Raw genomic sequence first — 13,571 nt, 5'->3', positions numbered from 1 at the left:
ACCGCCAGCGGGCAACCTCAACGGCGGGGCAAGGGGCGGCGCTTAGCCGGTTCGGCCCCCCGATGCAAGCAGAACCTGCGTTCCGGCCGCGACCAGCGCGCGGTTGGCGGGGTGGCTTCGGCCGTGGCTGACCAGCGCGATGTCCAGATCGAGCCCCGGCAGGCGGCCAAGGCCGGCAAGGATGGCGTCGTCGATCCAGCGATCGGGGTTGCCGAAGGCGCCGCCGCCCAGCCGCGTCAGGAACACCCGGCGGTTGCCGGTGCGCAGCGCCTCGGCCTGGGCAATCGCCAGCGTCGCCTCGTAGGCCGCCTCCAGCACCAGCCGCGCCAGGGGTTCGACCTCGGCCGCGGGCAGGCGGCCATAGGCCACCGGCACCGCCGAGGCATAGACCTGGGTCACCGTGTGGCCGGCCCCCGGCAGCGTGACTTCGGTATCGGCCTGCACCCCCACCTGCAGCAGGCCGCGCAGCTTTGCCGCCCGGGCGGCGATTCGCGGCGCAAGCGGGGCCAGCGCCCCGGGATGCGGCAACAGATAGCCGTTGCGCATGGTCCAGGGCACCCCCAGCGCCGCCCCCAGCGCCCGGGCGGTGTCGATCTGGCGCGCGGCGGTCTGGCCGGTCTGGCCGTCCAGCGGCACCAGATAGGCGCGCCAGATCGTGCCGGCGGCGCAGGCCATCGCGCAGGCGGGGCCCTGGGTCGGGTCGTCGGCATAGCGCGCGATGCCCTGTTCGGGCGTGACCTCGGGGCCGATCATTTCCAGCAGGTTGAACTGCGACGCGACCTGAAACACCGCGCCTGCGTTGGCCGGATCGGCGTGCAGATCGCGCACGTCGGCCACGACCTCGCGCAAACTGGCGCGGCCCCCGCCCGCCGGCCGGGCCAAGGACGCAAGCGACGGCAGCGTCAGCCGCCCGGCACGCATCCGGCGGCCGTTGCCGCGCGAGACCAGCCATTCCCCCTGCACCGCCAGTCCGGCGCGCACGGTGGCGGGCCGGTCGTCGGGCAAACCTGTCAACGCGGTGAACCAGCGCATGCGACCTCTCCTTGCGCCCTTGCCTGACAGGGGATTCGCGGCTACACAACCCGCATGATCCGGTTTTTCGACATGGCCGACCACGCGCGCCTGCCTTGGCGCTTCGCCCGCGACACGCGGTCGGTTCTGGCGCGACTTCGCTGACCTCGCCCCGGTCGCGTTCCGGCGCCCCGGCGCCGCCTTTCCCGTTTCACCGCCATATCCGAGAGATGAGCCATGACCGCTCCGCGCACGCTGTATGACAAGATCTGGGACGACCACGTCGTCCACCAGGCCGAAGACGGCACCTGCCTGCTCTACATCGACCGCCACCTGGTGCACGAGGTGACCAGCCCGCAGGCCTTCGAAGGGCTGCGCATGGCCGGCCGCAAGGTGCGCGCCCCCGAAAAGACCATCGCCGTGCCCGACCACAACGTGCCCACCACCCCCGGGCGCGACAAGCACATCGACAACGAGGAAAGCCGCATCCAGGTCGAGGCGCTGGACCGCAACGCCCGCGATTTCGGCATCAACTACTATCCGGTGTCGGATATCCGCCAGGGCATCGTGCATATCGTCGGCCCCGAACAGGGCTGGACCCTGCCGGGCATGACCGTGGTCTGCGGCGACAGCCACACCGCCACGCACGGCGCCTTCGGCGCGCTGGCGCACGGCATCGGCACCTCCGAGGTGGAACACGTGCTGGCCACCCAGACGCTGATCCAGAAGAAATCCAAGAACATGAAGGTGGAAATCACCGGCAGCTTGCGCCCCGGCGTCACCGCCAAGGACATCACCCTGTCGGTCATCGGGGCCACCGGCACCGCGGGCGGCACCGGCTATGTCATCGAATACTGCGGCCAGGCCATTCGCGAGCTGTCGATGGAAGGCCGCATGACGGTGTGCAACATGGCGATCGAAGGCGGCGCCCGCGCTGGCCTGATCGCGCCCGACGAAAAGACCTTTGCCTATGTCATGGGCCGCCCGCATGCACCGAAAGGCGCCAAGTGGGAGGCCGCGATGGCCTACTGGAAAACCCTGTTCACCGACGAGGGCGCCCATTTCGACAAGGTGGTGACGATCCGCGGCGAGGATATCGCCCCCGTCGTCACCTGGGGCACCAGCCCCGAGGACGTGCTGCCGATCACCGGCACCGTGCCCGACCCCGAAAGCTTTGCCGGCGGCAAGGTCGAGGCCGCGCGCCGCAGCCTCGACTACATGGGCCTCAAGCCTGGCATGAAGCTGACCGACATCGCCATCGACACCGTCTTCATCGGCTCGTGCACCAACGGCCGGATCGAGGATTTGCGCGCCGCGGCCGAAATCCTGAAGGGCAGGAAGATCAAGGTGAAGCGCGCGATGGTCGTGCCCGGCTCGGGCCTTGTGCGCGCCCAGGCCGAGGAGGAAGGGCTGGCACAGATCTTCATCGACGCGGGCTTCGAATGGCGGCTGGCGGGATGCTCGATGTGCCTCGCCATGAACCCCGACCAGCTGTCCCCCGGCGAACGCTGCGCGGCCACCAGCAACCGCAACTTCGAAGGCCGCCAGGGCCGCGGCGGGCGCACCCACCTGATGAGCCCCGCGATGGCCGCGGCGGCGGCCGTGACCGGCCACCTGACGGATGTGCGCGAGCTGATGGGCGTGCAGGCGTGATGCGCATCCATTCCGTACGCGTCAGAAACTTCAAGAGTCTGAGGGATGTCCACATGCGGGACATCCCGAATTTCGCTGTGTTGATTGGCGCGAACGGAACCGGCAAATCCACCTTCATCGACGTCTTTGGTTTCTTGCGCGATTGCTTGTCGGGCAATGCAAGAACTGCGGTCCACAAAAGGGCGGGATTTGCACAGTTGGTGTCGCGCGGCCGCGAAGGCGAAGACATTGCAATCGAGTTAAAGCTCGACCTTGCCTTTGCCGACGGGCGGGAGCGGCGGGTGACCTATCTGCTCGAGATCGGCGAACGTGACCGCCGTGTCGTCGTCAAGCGCGAGCAGTTGCGCTGGACACGGGGCGGCGGTGGCAAGCCGTTCAATTTTCTCGATTTCGCAGAAGGACGGGGCAGTGCGGTCGAAGATCGGCCAGATTTGCAGGAGACCGCTCTCCGGCGCGAGGAGGTATTGCTCGACGCGCCGGAAATCCTTGCGCTCAAGGCTCTTGGTCAGCTCAAGCGTTTTGAGGCAGCCAGTCAGCTTCGCGAATTGATCGAAGGGTGGCAGGTCAGCGACTTTCGGATCGACAAGGCCCGGATGGAGCCGGACGCCGGTCCTGCGGAGCACTTGAACGAGGACGGCTCCAATCTGGCGTTATATGCGCAATTCCTGCACGAAGAACATCCGGCCCTTTTTTCCGACCTCCTCCGCCGTATGGCCGATCGTGTTCCGGGCGTTGCCGAAGTGACGCCTGAGGACACAGGCGACGGCCGCATTGCGCTTCGGTTCCGGGATGCTGCATTCCGCAAAGGCTTTCTGGCACGCTATGTTTCGGACGGGACGATCAAGATGTTCGCCTATCTGGCGCTGTTGTCCGATCCCGCGCCGCACCCGCTATTGTGCATCGAGGAACCCGAAAACCAGCTTTACCCGAACCTTCTTCCTATCCTCGCGGAGGAATTTGCTGCCTATGCCCGCAGGCGTAGAGACCATGCTCAGGTCTTTGTGACCACTCACTCGCCTGATTTCCTGGCAGCGGTGCCGCTCGAGTCCATCTATTGGCTTCGAAAACACGAAGGATTTTCCTCCATTGCGCGAGGAGCCGACGACAGACAACTGCGAGCTTTGGTCGCGGAGGGCGACCAGCCGGGTTGGCTGTGGCGACAGGGCCTGTTTCGCGGGGCCGATCCAGCATGAATCTGGTGATCCTCACGGAAGAGCCTTCAATGAAGGTTACGCTTGAGGCGCTTCTGCCCCGCCTGGGGGTAGCTCCAGCCGAGTTCATCATCATCGCCCATCAGGGAAAGTCGGACCTCGAGCAGTCGATCCCGCGTAAACTGCGGGCGTGGCAAGTGCCAGATGCACGGTTCCTGATTCTGCGGGACAATGATCGAGCGCCCGATTGCAAGTTGGTGAAAGCACGTCTCTTTCGACTTGCCGAAAATGCCGGAAAGGGGGGGCGACAATGGTTCGCGTCGTCTGTCAGGAACTGGAGGCATGGTTTCTGGCCGATGTTGCCGCCCTTGTTGCATCTGGATATCTGGAGCAAGGACGTTCGCCGAAATTTGCAAGGCGCGATCCAGACAGCATTACCCATCCGGTCCAGGAAATGCAGCGGTTGCGGCCGGAATATGGCAAGATTATCGGTGCCCGAGACATTGCTCCGCACCTCGATCCGGGCAACGCCCGTTCCGCCAGCTTCCGCCACACCATTCAGGCAATTCGCGACCTTACAACCCCATAGGGAAAGAGACATGGACAAGTTCACCACCCTGACCGGCATCGCAGCCCCCATGCCGCTGGTCAACATCGACACCGACATGATCATCCCCAAGCAGTTCCTCAAGACGATCCAGAGGTCCGGCCTGGGCAAGAACCTGTTTGACGAGATGCGCTATACCCCGGACGGGCAGGAGATTCCCGACTTCGTGCTGAACCAGCCGCAGTATCGCTCGGCGCAGATCCTCGTGGCCGGCGACAACTTCGGCTGCGGTTCCTCGCGCGAACATGCGCCCTGGGCACTGCTGGATTTCGGCATCCGCTGCGTGATCTCCACCAGCTTCGCCGACATCTTCTACAACAATTGCTTCAAGAACGGCATCCTGCCCATCGTGATGCCGGCCGAGGTGGTCGAGGTGCTGATGGCCGATGCGCGCAAGGGCGCCAACGCGCGCATGACCATCGACCTGCCGTCGCAGACGGTGACCACCTCCGACGGGCAGACCTTCGGCTTCGAGGTCGATCCCTTCCGCAAGCACTGCCTGCTGAACGGGTTGGACGACATCGGGCTGAGCCTGGAAAAGGTGGCCGCGATCGACAGTTACGAGGCGCGCGCCGCCGTTGCCCGCCCCTGGGTCTGACCGGGTTGGGCCACCCGGCCCGCCGGCCACAACATCTGGGGTCGCCCTGCCGGGCGGCCCCTTTTTCTTCCTGCATTTGATGCAAGTTGGCGACAGATTCTCCGCTTTTCCGCCGCAAATCCTTGGTCTGGTTAACACATGGTTGCGGTCTCAGGGGAAAAGAGGCAAAAATTGGGCAAGATTGAGGCAATCCGCCACAAAGCGCGGACACAGGCAACGAAATGGAAAACGGGGTGGTCCGCACCCCGGCCCAGCGAGGGATACGTGGACATGGTGTCACGCCTGACCGGCGCGGTCGTGCGCGCGGTGCTTGTGATGGTGCTGGTGGCCACGCCGTCGCTGCTGCTGGCCGACATCGGCACCGACACCAAGCAGATGGTGGCCCTGATCGCGCTGTTCCTCGGCGCGCTGACGCTGGTGGAATATGCCGCCACCTACCCCAGCCTGATCGAGTTTCGCCACGCGCCCCCCCTTCAACCGCATCCGGTTCCTGTCGTTGTTCCTTACGGTCTTCGTGCTGGCGCTGATGGCGCGGGCCGAGGCGGCGCCCAGCCACTTCACGCTGCTGCTGCACGCGCTGGGGCAGGCGATCGGCGAATTGATCGATTTTCCCTACAGCCCCGTGCGGCTGGTGGTGCTGACCGTGTCGGCGGACCTGGGCGAAGTGCATGTGGCCCTGGTGCGGGCGGCGGCCGGGATCAGCTACATGGTTTCGCTGCTGATGCTGGCCGTCTTCGTGCTGATGATCCGGGCCGGGCACTGGCCGGCGCGCGGGTCGAGCTTCAACGTCTGGCTCAACCTGCCCACCTTCGACCCCACCGCCGGCGGCGATGTGGTGAACCGGCTGGAGCGCGACGCCCGCATTAACATTGCGTTAGGGTTTTTGCTGCCATTCCTGATGCCGGCGGTGGTGCAGGCCGCCACCAGCGGAATCGCCCCGATCACGCTGGAAAACCCGCAAGTTCTGATCTGGACGATGGCCGCATGGTCCTTTCTTCCTGCCAGCCTGTTCATGCGCGGCATCGCCATGGGGCGGGTGGCCGAGCTGATCCGCGAACAGCGCCGCCTGTCGGGCGAGGCCGAGGAGAATCGGCTGGCGCACGCCTGATCCTCTGGGCGTTCGTCCTTCTGCTGGCTGCAACCGGGGCGCAGGCCGATGGCCTGCGCCTTGCCACATGGAACGCCGACCTGTCGCGCGATGGCCCGGGCCTGTTGCTGCGCGACATCCTGTCGGGCAAGGATGCCGAGGTCGAGGCGGTGGTCGCCGGTCTGCTGGCGGTGCGCCCCGACGCGGTGCTGTTCACCCGCTTTGACCACGACTTCGCCGGGGTGGCGCTGGGCGCGCTGGCGCAACGGCTGGCGGCGGCGGGGCTGGACTACCCCTTTCGGTTTGCTCCGCCGCAGAATCGCGGGTTGCCTTCGGGGCTCGATCTCGACGGCAACGGCCGCCTCGGCGACCCCGACGATGCGCAAGGCTACGGCCGGTTTTCCGGCGATGGGGCGATGGCGCTGTTGTCGCGCCACCCCGTGCGGCTGCTTGCGGACCATTCCGGCCGGCTCTGGGCCGACCTGCCGGGGGCCAGGCTCGGGGCACTGCCGGGGGCGGCGCAAGGGGTGGCGCGGCTGTCGTCCTCGGCGCATTGGGAACTGGCGCTGGATCCGGGCGGCGGGCGCAGCGTGCAGCTGTGGGCCTGGGCGGCCACGCCCCCTGCCTTCGGCGCCCGCAACCCCGACCGCAACCACGACGAAACGGCGTTCTGGCTGCACAGGCTGCGGCAAGGGGTGCCCTCCGACCCCTTCGTGCTGATCGGCCTGCCCAACCTCGGGCCAGGGCAGGGCGACGGCGCAGCACTCTCTGCCCTTGCCGCGCACCCTGCGCTGCATAGGCCGCCGCATGGCCCCTCGTCCCTGCTTGCGGGGCAACCGGCCGCGCTGTCGCTGCTCCAGCCGTCGCACGGGCTGGCGGTTGCGGGCCACGGCCTGCATCCCGCCCCGCCCGAACCGGCCGCGCACCGCATGGTCTGGCTGGACCTGACCCTTGCGCCACCTTGACCCTGCGGCTCCCATTCGCTACCCCGCTGGCGACCCCAGCGCAGGAGACACCCCGTGGCCAATCCTTCCCTACTCATCCTTGCCGGCGACGGTATCGGCCCCGAAGTCATGGCCGAAGTGAAGAAGATCATCGACTGGATGGGCGCGCGCCGCGGCATCCGTTTCGACGTGTCCGAGGATCTGGTCGGCGGCTGCGCCTATGACGCCCACGGCACGCCCTTGACCGATGCCACGATGGCCAAGGCCCAGGCGGTGGATGCCGTGCTGCTGGGCGCCGTCGGCGGCCCGAAATACGACAGCCTCGATTTCAGCGTCAAACCCGAACGCGGCCTGCTGCGCCTGCGCAAGGAGATGGACCTTTACGCCAACCTGCGCCCCGCGCAATGCTTCGACGCCCTGTCCGACTTCTCGTCGCTCAAGAAGGAAGTCGTCGCCGGGCTCGACATCGTCATCGTGCGGGAACTGACCTCGGGCGTCTACTTCGGCGAACCGCGCGGCATCTTCACCGAAGGCAACGAGCGCGTGGGCATCAACACCCAGCGCTATACCGAATCCGAAATCGCCCGGGTCGCCCGTTCGGCCTTCGAGCTGGCGCGCAAGCGCACGGGCAAGGTCTGCTCGATGGAAAAGGCCAATGTGATGGAATCGGGCATCCTGTGGCGCCAGGTCGTGCAGGAAGTGCACGACAAGGAATACCCCGATGTCGAGCTTTCGCACATGTATGCCGATGCCGGCGCCATGCAGCTGACCCGCTGGCCCAAGCAGTTCGACGTCATCGTGACCGACAACCTGTTCGGCGACCTGCTGTCGGATCTTGCGGCGATGCTGACCGGCTCGCTCGGCATGCTGCCTTCGGCCAGCCTCGGCGCCCCGATGGCCAACGGCCGGCCCAAGGCGCTTTACGAACCCGTGCACGGCTCGGCCCCCGACATCGCGGGCCAGGGCAAGGCCAACCCGATCGCCTGCATCCTCAGCTTTGCCATGGCGCTGCGCTACAGCTTCGCGATGGGCGAGGAGGCAACGCGGGTCGAAAAGGCGGTGGAAAAGGTGCTGGCCGACGGCGTGCGCACCGCCGACCTGATGGGGCCGGCGGGCGGCACCCCGGTGTCCACCGCCGAAATGGGCGATGCCATCGTCGCAGCGCTCGATGCGAGCCTCTGATCCCGCGCCCACCTTCACCTTGACCCAAATATCCTGCGGGGGTCCGGGGGTGCAAAACCCCCGGTCCTGCCGGTGGGGCCCGGCTCAGACGATGCCCGGATTCGGCTCCATGCGCAGGCCGGGGAATACCGTCTGTTCCAGCCGGGCCTTGTCCACCCCCATCAGCGCGTGCAACACCCAGGCGGCCACCGCGCGCACGTCGCCCGTCGGCATCAGATCGCGCCCGGCGTAAAGGTCGCCTGCGGCCAGGCCCGGCCAGCGCCCCAGCACCTTGCCGCCCCGGATGGCACCGCCGGCGGTGATCATCGCGCCGCCGGTGCCGTGGTCGGTGCCGGCCGAGCCGTTCTGCCGCACGGTGCGGCCGAATTCGGTCATGGCGACAAAGGCGGTCTTGCCCCAGACCGGGCCCAACCCGGCGCGCAGTTCGAGGATCAGCTGTTGCAGGTTGGCCAAGGGGCGGCGGATGCTGCCGGCCTGCCCGGCATGCGTATCCCACCCCCCCAGCGACAGCGCCACGATGCGGGTATCCTCGCGCAGGCGTTCGGCGGCAAACCGGGCAAAGGCCGCAACCTCGGGGCCGGGTTTCGGGGCCTCGGGCGGCAAGGGGACCGCCATCGCGGGGGCATCCCCGCCTGCCATCATGGCGGCATCATCGGGCTCGGTCATCATCTCGGTCAGTTCCAGCGCGGTCGAGGCGGCGGCATGGAACGGCGCGTCGGCCTCGTAGAGCTGTTCCAGCAGGCGGCGGGCCTGCGGGCTGACGCGCATGTCGGTGTCGGGGGCCCAGCGTTGCACCGGGGCGGGCCCGCCCAGGATCGGCAGCGCCTCGCGCCCGATGGCAAAGGCGGTTTTCGCCTCGGCCCCGGGCACGCCTTGCAACAGCCGGTTCAACCAGCCGTCGCGGTAAAGCCCGGCGGGCGTATCCATCGCGGTGCCGGCCTCCAGCAGATCTTGCCCGTCGAAGTGGCTGCGCTTGTCGCGGTAGGGGGTGGAAACCGCCTGCACCGCGCCCAGTTCGCCCGCCTGCCACAGCGGCATCAGCCCCGACAGCTGCGGGTGCAACTGCCAGAACCCGTCCAGCGCCGGGCCTTCGGTCGCGGCCAGGTCGGGGCGCCAGCGGCGCAAGCGAGGGTCGCCCGCCGGGCGCACCACATCCAGCCCGTCCATCGCGCCGCGCAGGATCACCACCACCAGCCGGTGATCGAAGGGCGCGCTGGCAAAGGTGGCGTGGCTGAGCAGCGGAAACGCCGCTGCCGAACACCCCAGCGCCAGCCCGCCCCGCAGGAAACCGCGCCGATCCATGCCTTGCGTCATCGTGCCGTCCTTTCAGCGTCGGTTGAACAGGGGGGCGGCCAGCACCAGCCCGACCCCTTCGGCATTGCGCTCGGCCCGCGACACCATGCGGACCAGATCGTCATCTGCCAGGTCGGCCAGTGCCAGCCGCACGAAGTCGCGCGCATCGGGCAGATCGGGGCGCAGCCGCGACGGCATGTTCATCCCCCAGTCGATGCGGATGGCCAGCGCCTGCGGCGTGATCCAGGTGTCGAAGCCTTCTTCCCAGCCGTCGGGGCCGTTCGGCTCTTGCCAGGGCTGGCCCATCGCCCGCATCGGCAACAGCGCGGTGCGCCGCAGGGTGCGGTCGTTCCAGCCGGCGATCTCCTGACCCGTCACGCCCAGGGCACGCAAGGCGGCGACGACAAAGTCGAAAGGCTGGCGCGCCTTTTCCAGCACCGGGCGCTCAGCGGCCGGGTGCTCGGCCAGCGCCTGCGATACGGCCTTCAGGTCGCCGTCGCTGCGCGTCCAGACGGCGACGAGGTCGGCGACCAGCCCCGGATCGGGGGTGTCGGAGACGAAATGCACCGCCAGCTTGCCGCACAGGTGGCGCACCGTCGTCGGGTGCGCCGCCAGATCGTCCAGCAACTGGTGAATGTCGTCCAGCCGCGGCTGCCGGTTGCTGCCATAGCTGCGGCCCAGCACGGTTTCCGCCCCCGGTTCGGCGCGGCGCGGCTGAAACACCGTGCCTTCCGTCTCGTTCACGGCCAGGCCGGTCAGCAGCAGGGCGGTCTGGCGCACGTCGGCCTGGGTGTAACCGCCTTCGACGCCCAGCGTGTGCAGCTCCAGCAGCTCGCGCGCGAGGTTTTCGTTCAGCCCCGCCCCCCGGCGCTGCCCGAAGGCCGAGTCCGGTCCGACCGAGGCGACCTGGTCCAGAAACCCCAGCATCGCGGGGTGCAGCACCGCCGCGCGCAGCATCTGGGCAAAGCGGGCGGTGACATGCGGGCGGATGGCATCGTCGGTCATGGCCGAAACCATCGGCCGCATCGGCGGCTGGCGCGCCTTGACCGTGAAGTGATCGGCCCAGAACCGCACCAGCCGTTCGCGGTAGCTGTCCTCGGCGCCGACTGCCCGCGCCAGTTCCATGCGGGCATTCTGCAGCACCAGAGCCTCGATTTCGCCTTGCCGGGCCTTGATGGCCGCCCGTCGTTCCTGGCTGCCGTCGGGCAGGCCGCGCAGGCTTTCGCGCCAGGTGGCCATTTGCGCCAGCGTGGCCAGCGTGCCCGGAAGCGGAAAGTCGCGCACCGCCTTGTCGGCCTGTGTCACCTGCGCGGCAGGCGCCCGCGCCGGCAAGCGCCCCGCCTGCGGCCCGAAGCCGAACCGATGCGCCGCCAGAGCCTGCGATACCGACATGCGGAACACCCCTTGCACCACCCGTTGCCCGCAGCCTAGCACAGGCCCGCGCAGGCCGGCAGGCCGGCGCGGCGCATCGGCGGCGGATTGCCGCTGCAAACCTGCGTGAACGGCCGCCTCAGCCGGCGGCGGCGCGCCAGCGGTCGAGGATGTAGCGGCTGGTCATCAGGTCCAGATGCGCGCCGCCGCCGTTCTTGGCCAGCGTGATTTCCTCGTCCGAATGCCGCACCCAGGCCCCGGCGGCGATGTCGTAGAAATCGCCCTGGATCGCGGATTCGGTCAGCGCGCCGCTGGCCAGCGGGGCCTTGATCTCGCCGATGTGGTGAATGGTGGTGGCGCGGCTGTCGACAAAGACGCGGGCGCGGGCGATGGCGGCATCGTCCACCTCGCGCATGTCGGGGCGATAGGCGCCGATCAGGTCCAGATGCTGGCCGGGGCGCAACCAGGCACCGCGGATCAGCGGTTCGGTCGTCATGGTGCAGGTGCAGATCACGTCGGCCGCCGCCACCGCGGCCGCCAGATCCGGCGCCACCGCCAGCCCCGGCACGTCGGCGGCCATGCGTTCGGCCCCGGAGGCCGAGCGGTTCCACACCGTGAACCGCGCCCCGGGAAACGCGGCCGCGTAGGCCTCGATCATCGAGCGGCCCACCGTCCCCGCCCCGACGATCAGGAAATCCCGCGCATCCGCCCGCGCCAGCAGCCGCGCCGACAGCAGGCTGTCGCCGGCGGTCTTCCACTTGGTCACCAGGTGAAAGTCCACCAGCGCCTCCAGCTCGCCCGTGGCATCGTCGAACAGGTTGACCACCCCGTTCACCATCGGCCGCCCCGCCGCGGGGTTGCCCGGAAAGACGTTGGCGACCTTGACCGCCGAGCCCAGGCCGTCGATCCAGGCCGCGCGGTCCAGCAAGGTGTCGCGCCCGCGATACAGGAACAGATCGGCGATCTCGGCCTTCGGCAGGCGATGGCCGGCCTTCATCGCTTCGGTCAGCCCGATCCAGTCCAGATGCGCTTCGGCCGCGCGCGGCACGATGGTGGGGGTCACGGCAGGGTCTCCTCGGTCAGCAATCCATGCGCCAGCAGCGCAGCCGCCAGGCCCTCGGGGCTCTGGAACAGGTGGGTGTGCCAGCCGCGCGCTGCGGCGGCGGCGCAGTTCGCCGCCACATCGTCGGCAAGGAACAGCCGGTCGGGCGGCACATGGGCCACCGATTCCAGCGCAGCGTAGATCGCCGGCTCGGGCTTGACGGCGCCCAGGTGCCCCGACACCACCATCGCATCGAATTCGTTCAGAAAATCGAACCGCGCCTGCGCGATCTGCAACGTCTCGCGGCCGAAGTTGGTCAGGGCCAGCACCGGCACCCCGCGCGCCTTGAGCGCGCGCAACAGCCGCACCGACCCTTCGATCGGGCCGGTCACCATCTCGCTCCAGCGGTCGTGCCACAGCATGATTTCGCCCGCCCAGGCCGGATGCGCCGCCGCGCAGGCCGCCACCACGCTGCCGAACCCCTCGCCCCGGTCGATCGCCAGGTTCATGCCGTGCAGGTCCACTTCGGCGAACAGCCGCGCCCGCGCCGGCACGCCGATGACACGGTCGTAGAACCCTTCGGGATCCCAGCCGATCAGCACCCGGCCGATATCGAACACCATCACCTCGGGCGGCATCGGCTATCCCTGCTTGCGGCGCACCGTCTCGCGCCAGAGCGTGTATAGCCCGGCCGACACGATCAGCGCCATGCCCGCCAGGCCCACGGCATCGGGCATGGTGCCGAACACCACCGCCCCCCACAGGATCGCCATCGGAATCGCCGAATACTCGAACGGCGCCACCACCGCCGCCTCGCAGGTGCGGTAGGCCTGCGCCATCATCAGCCCGCCGAGGGCAACCGCCAGCCCGGTGGCGGCAAAGGCGGGCCAGTCCGCCACCGGCGGCCAGACCCAGGCCCGAAACAGGAACTGCACCGAAGGGTCGGACGATCCGGCAAGGCGCCCGTCGCCTGCCACCAGCCCCATCGCCGCAGAACTGACGAGGAACCCGGCCTGGTTGTAGAAGCTCAGCGTCACCGCACTTTCCGTCTCGCGCATCCCGCGCGCCAGCATCTGCGAAAACGCGTAGCAGGCGGCCGAAATCAGCACCAGCACCGCCGCCGGCTGAAAGGCGCCCGCGCCGGGGCGCAGCATCACCGCCGTGCCGATCAGCCCGACCGCCACCGCCGCCCAGCGATGCGGCCCCACCCTTTCGCCCAGCATGGGAATCGACAAGAGCGTGATGAACACCGGCGAAACAAAGGCCAGCGCCACCGCATCGGCCAGCGGCAAGGCCGCCAGCGCCAGGAAATAGGTCGCGTTCGAGGCGATCACGACCAGCGCCCGCAACAGGTGCGTGCCGCCGCGCGTGGTGCGCAACTGCCCCCAGTGCCCGCCCGTGGTGGCAATCACCCCGGCCAGAAACGCCAGCCCGATCACCGCCCGCACCAGCACCACCTGATGCAGCGGATAGTCGCCCGACAGGAACTTGATGGCGACATCGTTGACCGAAAACACCAGGCTGCCTCCGATCGCCAGCAGGATGCCGGTCATCGGGGTTGCGCGGGCAGGGGCCATGGTCATGGCGCCATCCTGCGCCGGCGGCGGCCAACGCGCTTGCCCGAATGCGACA

At 68.4% G+C, this 13,571-nt stretch carries 14 protein-coding genes; 7 read left to right on the top strand and 7 right to left on the bottom strand.

Going from position 1 to position 13,571, the window contains the following annotated elements; genetic code table 11:
- Nucleotides 1-42 precede the first annotated feature (42 nt).
- Nucleotides 43-1,032, bottom strand: a complete 990-nt coding sequence (locus tag ACK4S2_RS08155; protein ID WP_409622732.1) for a hypothetical protein — start codon at nucleotides 1,030-1,032, stop codon at nucleotides 43-45.
- 216 nt (nucleotides 1,033-1,248) lie between these two features.
- Between ACK4S2_RS08155 and leuC the strand changes: the two genes are divergently transcribed.
- The 4 genes from leuC to leuD all read left to right on the top strand — a co-directional run bounded on the left by leuC (nucleotide 1,249) and on the right by leuD (nucleotide 5,020).
- Complete coding sequence (leuC, locus tag ACK4S2_RS08150) at nucleotides 1,249-2,664, top strand: 3-isopropylmalate dehydratase large subunit (RefSeq protein WP_409622729.1); 1,416 nt, start codon at nucleotides 1,249-1,251, stop codon at nucleotides 2,662-2,664.
- Nucleotides 2,664-3,857 (top strand): AAA family ATPase, encoded by a 1,194-nt coding sequence (locus tag ACK4S2_RS08145; protein ID WP_409622726.1) that lies wholly within the window; start codon nucleotides 2,664-2,666, stop codon nucleotides 3,855-3,857. The genes leuC and ACK4S2_RS08145 overlap by 1 nt, the downstream gene beginning before the upstream one ends.
- A 268-nt stretch (nucleotides 3,858-4,125) precedes the next feature.
- Nucleotides 4,126-4,404 (top strand): DUF4276 family protein, encoded by a 279-nt coding sequence (locus ACK4S2_RS08140; protein WP_409622723.1) that lies wholly within the window; start codon nucleotides 4,126-4,128, stop codon nucleotides 4,402-4,404.
- 10 nt (nucleotides 4,405-4,414) lie between these two features.
- Nucleotides 4,415-5,020 (top strand): 3-isopropylmalate dehydratase small subunit, encoded by a 606-nt coding sequence (gene leuD / locus ACK4S2_RS08135; protein ID WP_409622721.1) that lies wholly within the window; start codon nucleotides 4,415-4,417, stop codon nucleotides 5,018-5,020.
- Nucleotides 5,021-5,296: 276 nt separating this feature from the next.
- Here the strand turns inward: leuD and ACK4S2_RS08130 are convergent, their stop codons facing one another.
- Entirely contained in the window at nucleotides 5,297-5,482 is a 186-nt protein-coding gene (locus tag ACK4S2_RS08130) for a hypothetical protein (RefSeq protein ID WP_409622718.1), read from the bottom strand.
- A gap of 34 nt (nucleotides 5,483-5,516) precedes the next feature.
- Here ACK4S2_RS08130 and ACK4S2_RS08125 point away from each other — a divergent pair, with 34 nt between their 5' ends.
- The 3 genes from ACK4S2_RS08125 (at nucleotide 5,517) to leuB (ending at nucleotide 8,233) form a co-directional block, all read left to right on the top strand.
- Nucleotides 5,517-6,128 carry a hypothetical protein gene (locus ACK4S2_RS08125; protein WP_409622715.1) on the top strand — a complete coding sequence of 204 codons (612 nt, stop codon included), beginning with the start codon at nucleotides 5,517-5,519 and terminating at the stop codon, nucleotides 6,126-6,128.
- A gap of 104 nt (nucleotides 6,129-6,232) precedes the next feature.
- Nucleotides 6,233-7,072, top strand: coding sequence for an endonuclease/exonuclease/phosphatase family protein (locus ACK4S2_RS08120; RefSeq protein WP_409622712.1), 840 nt, complete (start codon nucleotides 6,233-6,235; stop codon nucleotides 7,070-7,072).
- A gap of 54 nt (nucleotides 7,073-7,126) precedes the next feature.
- On the top strand, nucleotides 7,127-8,233 hold the full coding sequence (leuB, locus tag ACK4S2_RS08115) for a 3-isopropylmalate dehydrogenase (RefSeq protein WP_409622709.1): 1,107 nt from the start codon (nucleotides 7,127-7,129) through the stop codon (nucleotides 8,231-8,233).
- 84 nt (nucleotides 8,234-8,317) lie between these two features.
- Here the strand turns inward: leuB and ACK4S2_RS08110 are convergent, their stop codons facing one another.
- The 5 genes from ACK4S2_RS08110 to ACK4S2_RS08090 all read right to left on the bottom strand — a co-directional run bounded on the left by ACK4S2_RS08110 (nucleotide 8,318) and on the right by ACK4S2_RS08090 (nucleotide 13,522).
- The gene (locus ACK4S2_RS08110) at nucleotides 8,318-9,547 is read right to left on the bottom strand and encodes a DUF1501 domain-containing protein (protein ID WP_409622706.1); all 1,230 of its coding nucleotides are present in this window, start codon (nucleotides 9,545-9,547) and stop codon (nucleotides 8,318-8,320) included.
- Between the two features lie 12 nt (nucleotides 9,548-9,559).
- Nucleotides 9,560-10,918 carry a DUF1800 family protein gene (locus ACK4S2_RS08105; protein WP_409622703.1) on the bottom strand — a complete coding sequence of 453 codons (1,359 nt, stop codon included), beginning with the start codon at nucleotides 10,916-10,918 and terminating at the stop codon, nucleotides 9,560-9,562.
- A 118-nt stretch (nucleotides 10,919-11,036) separates the two neighbouring features.
- Nucleotides 11,037-11,960: an ornithine cyclodeaminase family protein gene (locus ACK4S2_RS08100; protein ID WP_409622700.1), complete on the bottom strand. Its 924-nt coding sequence runs from the start codon at nucleotides 11,958-11,960 to the stop codon at nucleotides 11,037-11,039.
- Nucleotides 11,957-12,577, bottom strand: a complete 621-nt coding sequence (locus ACK4S2_RS08095) for an HAD family hydrolase (protein ID WP_409622697.1) — start codon at nucleotides 12,575-12,577, stop codon at nucleotides 11,957-11,959. The genes ACK4S2_RS08100 and ACK4S2_RS08095 overlap by 4 nt, the downstream gene beginning before the upstream one ends.
- 3 nt (nucleotides 12,578-12,580) lie before the next feature.
- Entirely contained in the window at nucleotides 12,581-13,522 is a 942-nt protein-coding gene (locus ACK4S2_RS08090; RefSeq protein WP_409622693.1) for a DMT family transporter, read from the bottom strand.
- Between the last annotated feature and the right edge of the window lie 49 nt (nucleotides 13,523-13,571).

It is taken from the genome of Gemmobacter sp. (genome assembly GCF_046292685.1).
Lineage (GTDB): Bacteria > Pseudomonadota > Alphaproteobacteria > Rhodobacterales > Rhodobacteraceae > Wagnerdoeblera.
This window is presented reverse-complemented; position numbering and strand designations above follow the sequence as displayed.

Excerpts from the sequence above, each read along its gene's own strand:
- ACK4S2_RS08155 (WP_409622732.1), bottom strand. The coding sequence starts at position 1,032 with ATGCGCTGGTTCACCGCGTTGACAGGTTTGCCCGACGACCGGCCCGCC.
- leuC (WP_409622729.1), top strand. The coding sequence starts at position 1,249 with ATGACCGCTCCGCGCACGCTGTATGACAAGATCTGGGACGACCACGTC.
- ACK4S2_RS08145 (WP_409622726.1), top strand. The coding sequence starts at position 2,664 with ATGCGCATCCATTCCGTACGCGTCAGAAACTTCAAGAGTCTGAGGGAT.
- ACK4S2_RS08140 (WP_409622723.1), top strand. The coding sequence starts at position 4,126 with ATGGTTCGCGTCGTCTGTCAGGAACTGGAGGCATGGTTTCTGGCCGAT.
- leuD (WP_409622721.1), top strand. The coding sequence starts at position 4,415 with ATGGACAAGTTCACCACCCTGACCGGCATCGCAGCCCCCATGCCGCTG.
- ACK4S2_RS08110 (WP_409622706.1), bottom strand. The coding sequence starts at position 9,547 with ATGACGCAAGGCATGGATCGGCGCGGTTTCCTGCGGGGCGGGCTGGCG.
- ACK4S2_RS08105 (WP_409622703.1), bottom strand. The coding sequence starts at position 10,918 with ATGTCGGTATCGCAGGCTCTGGCGGCGCATCGGTTCGGCTTCGGGCCG.
- ACK4S2_RS08095 (WP_409622697.1), bottom strand. The coding sequence starts at position 12,577 with ATGCCGCCCGAGGTGATGGTGTTCGATATCGGCCGGGTGCTGATCGGC.
- ACK4S2_RS08090 (WP_409622693.1), bottom strand. The coding sequence starts at position 13,522 with ATGACCATGGCCCCTGCCCGCGCAACCCCGATGACCGGCATCCTGCTG.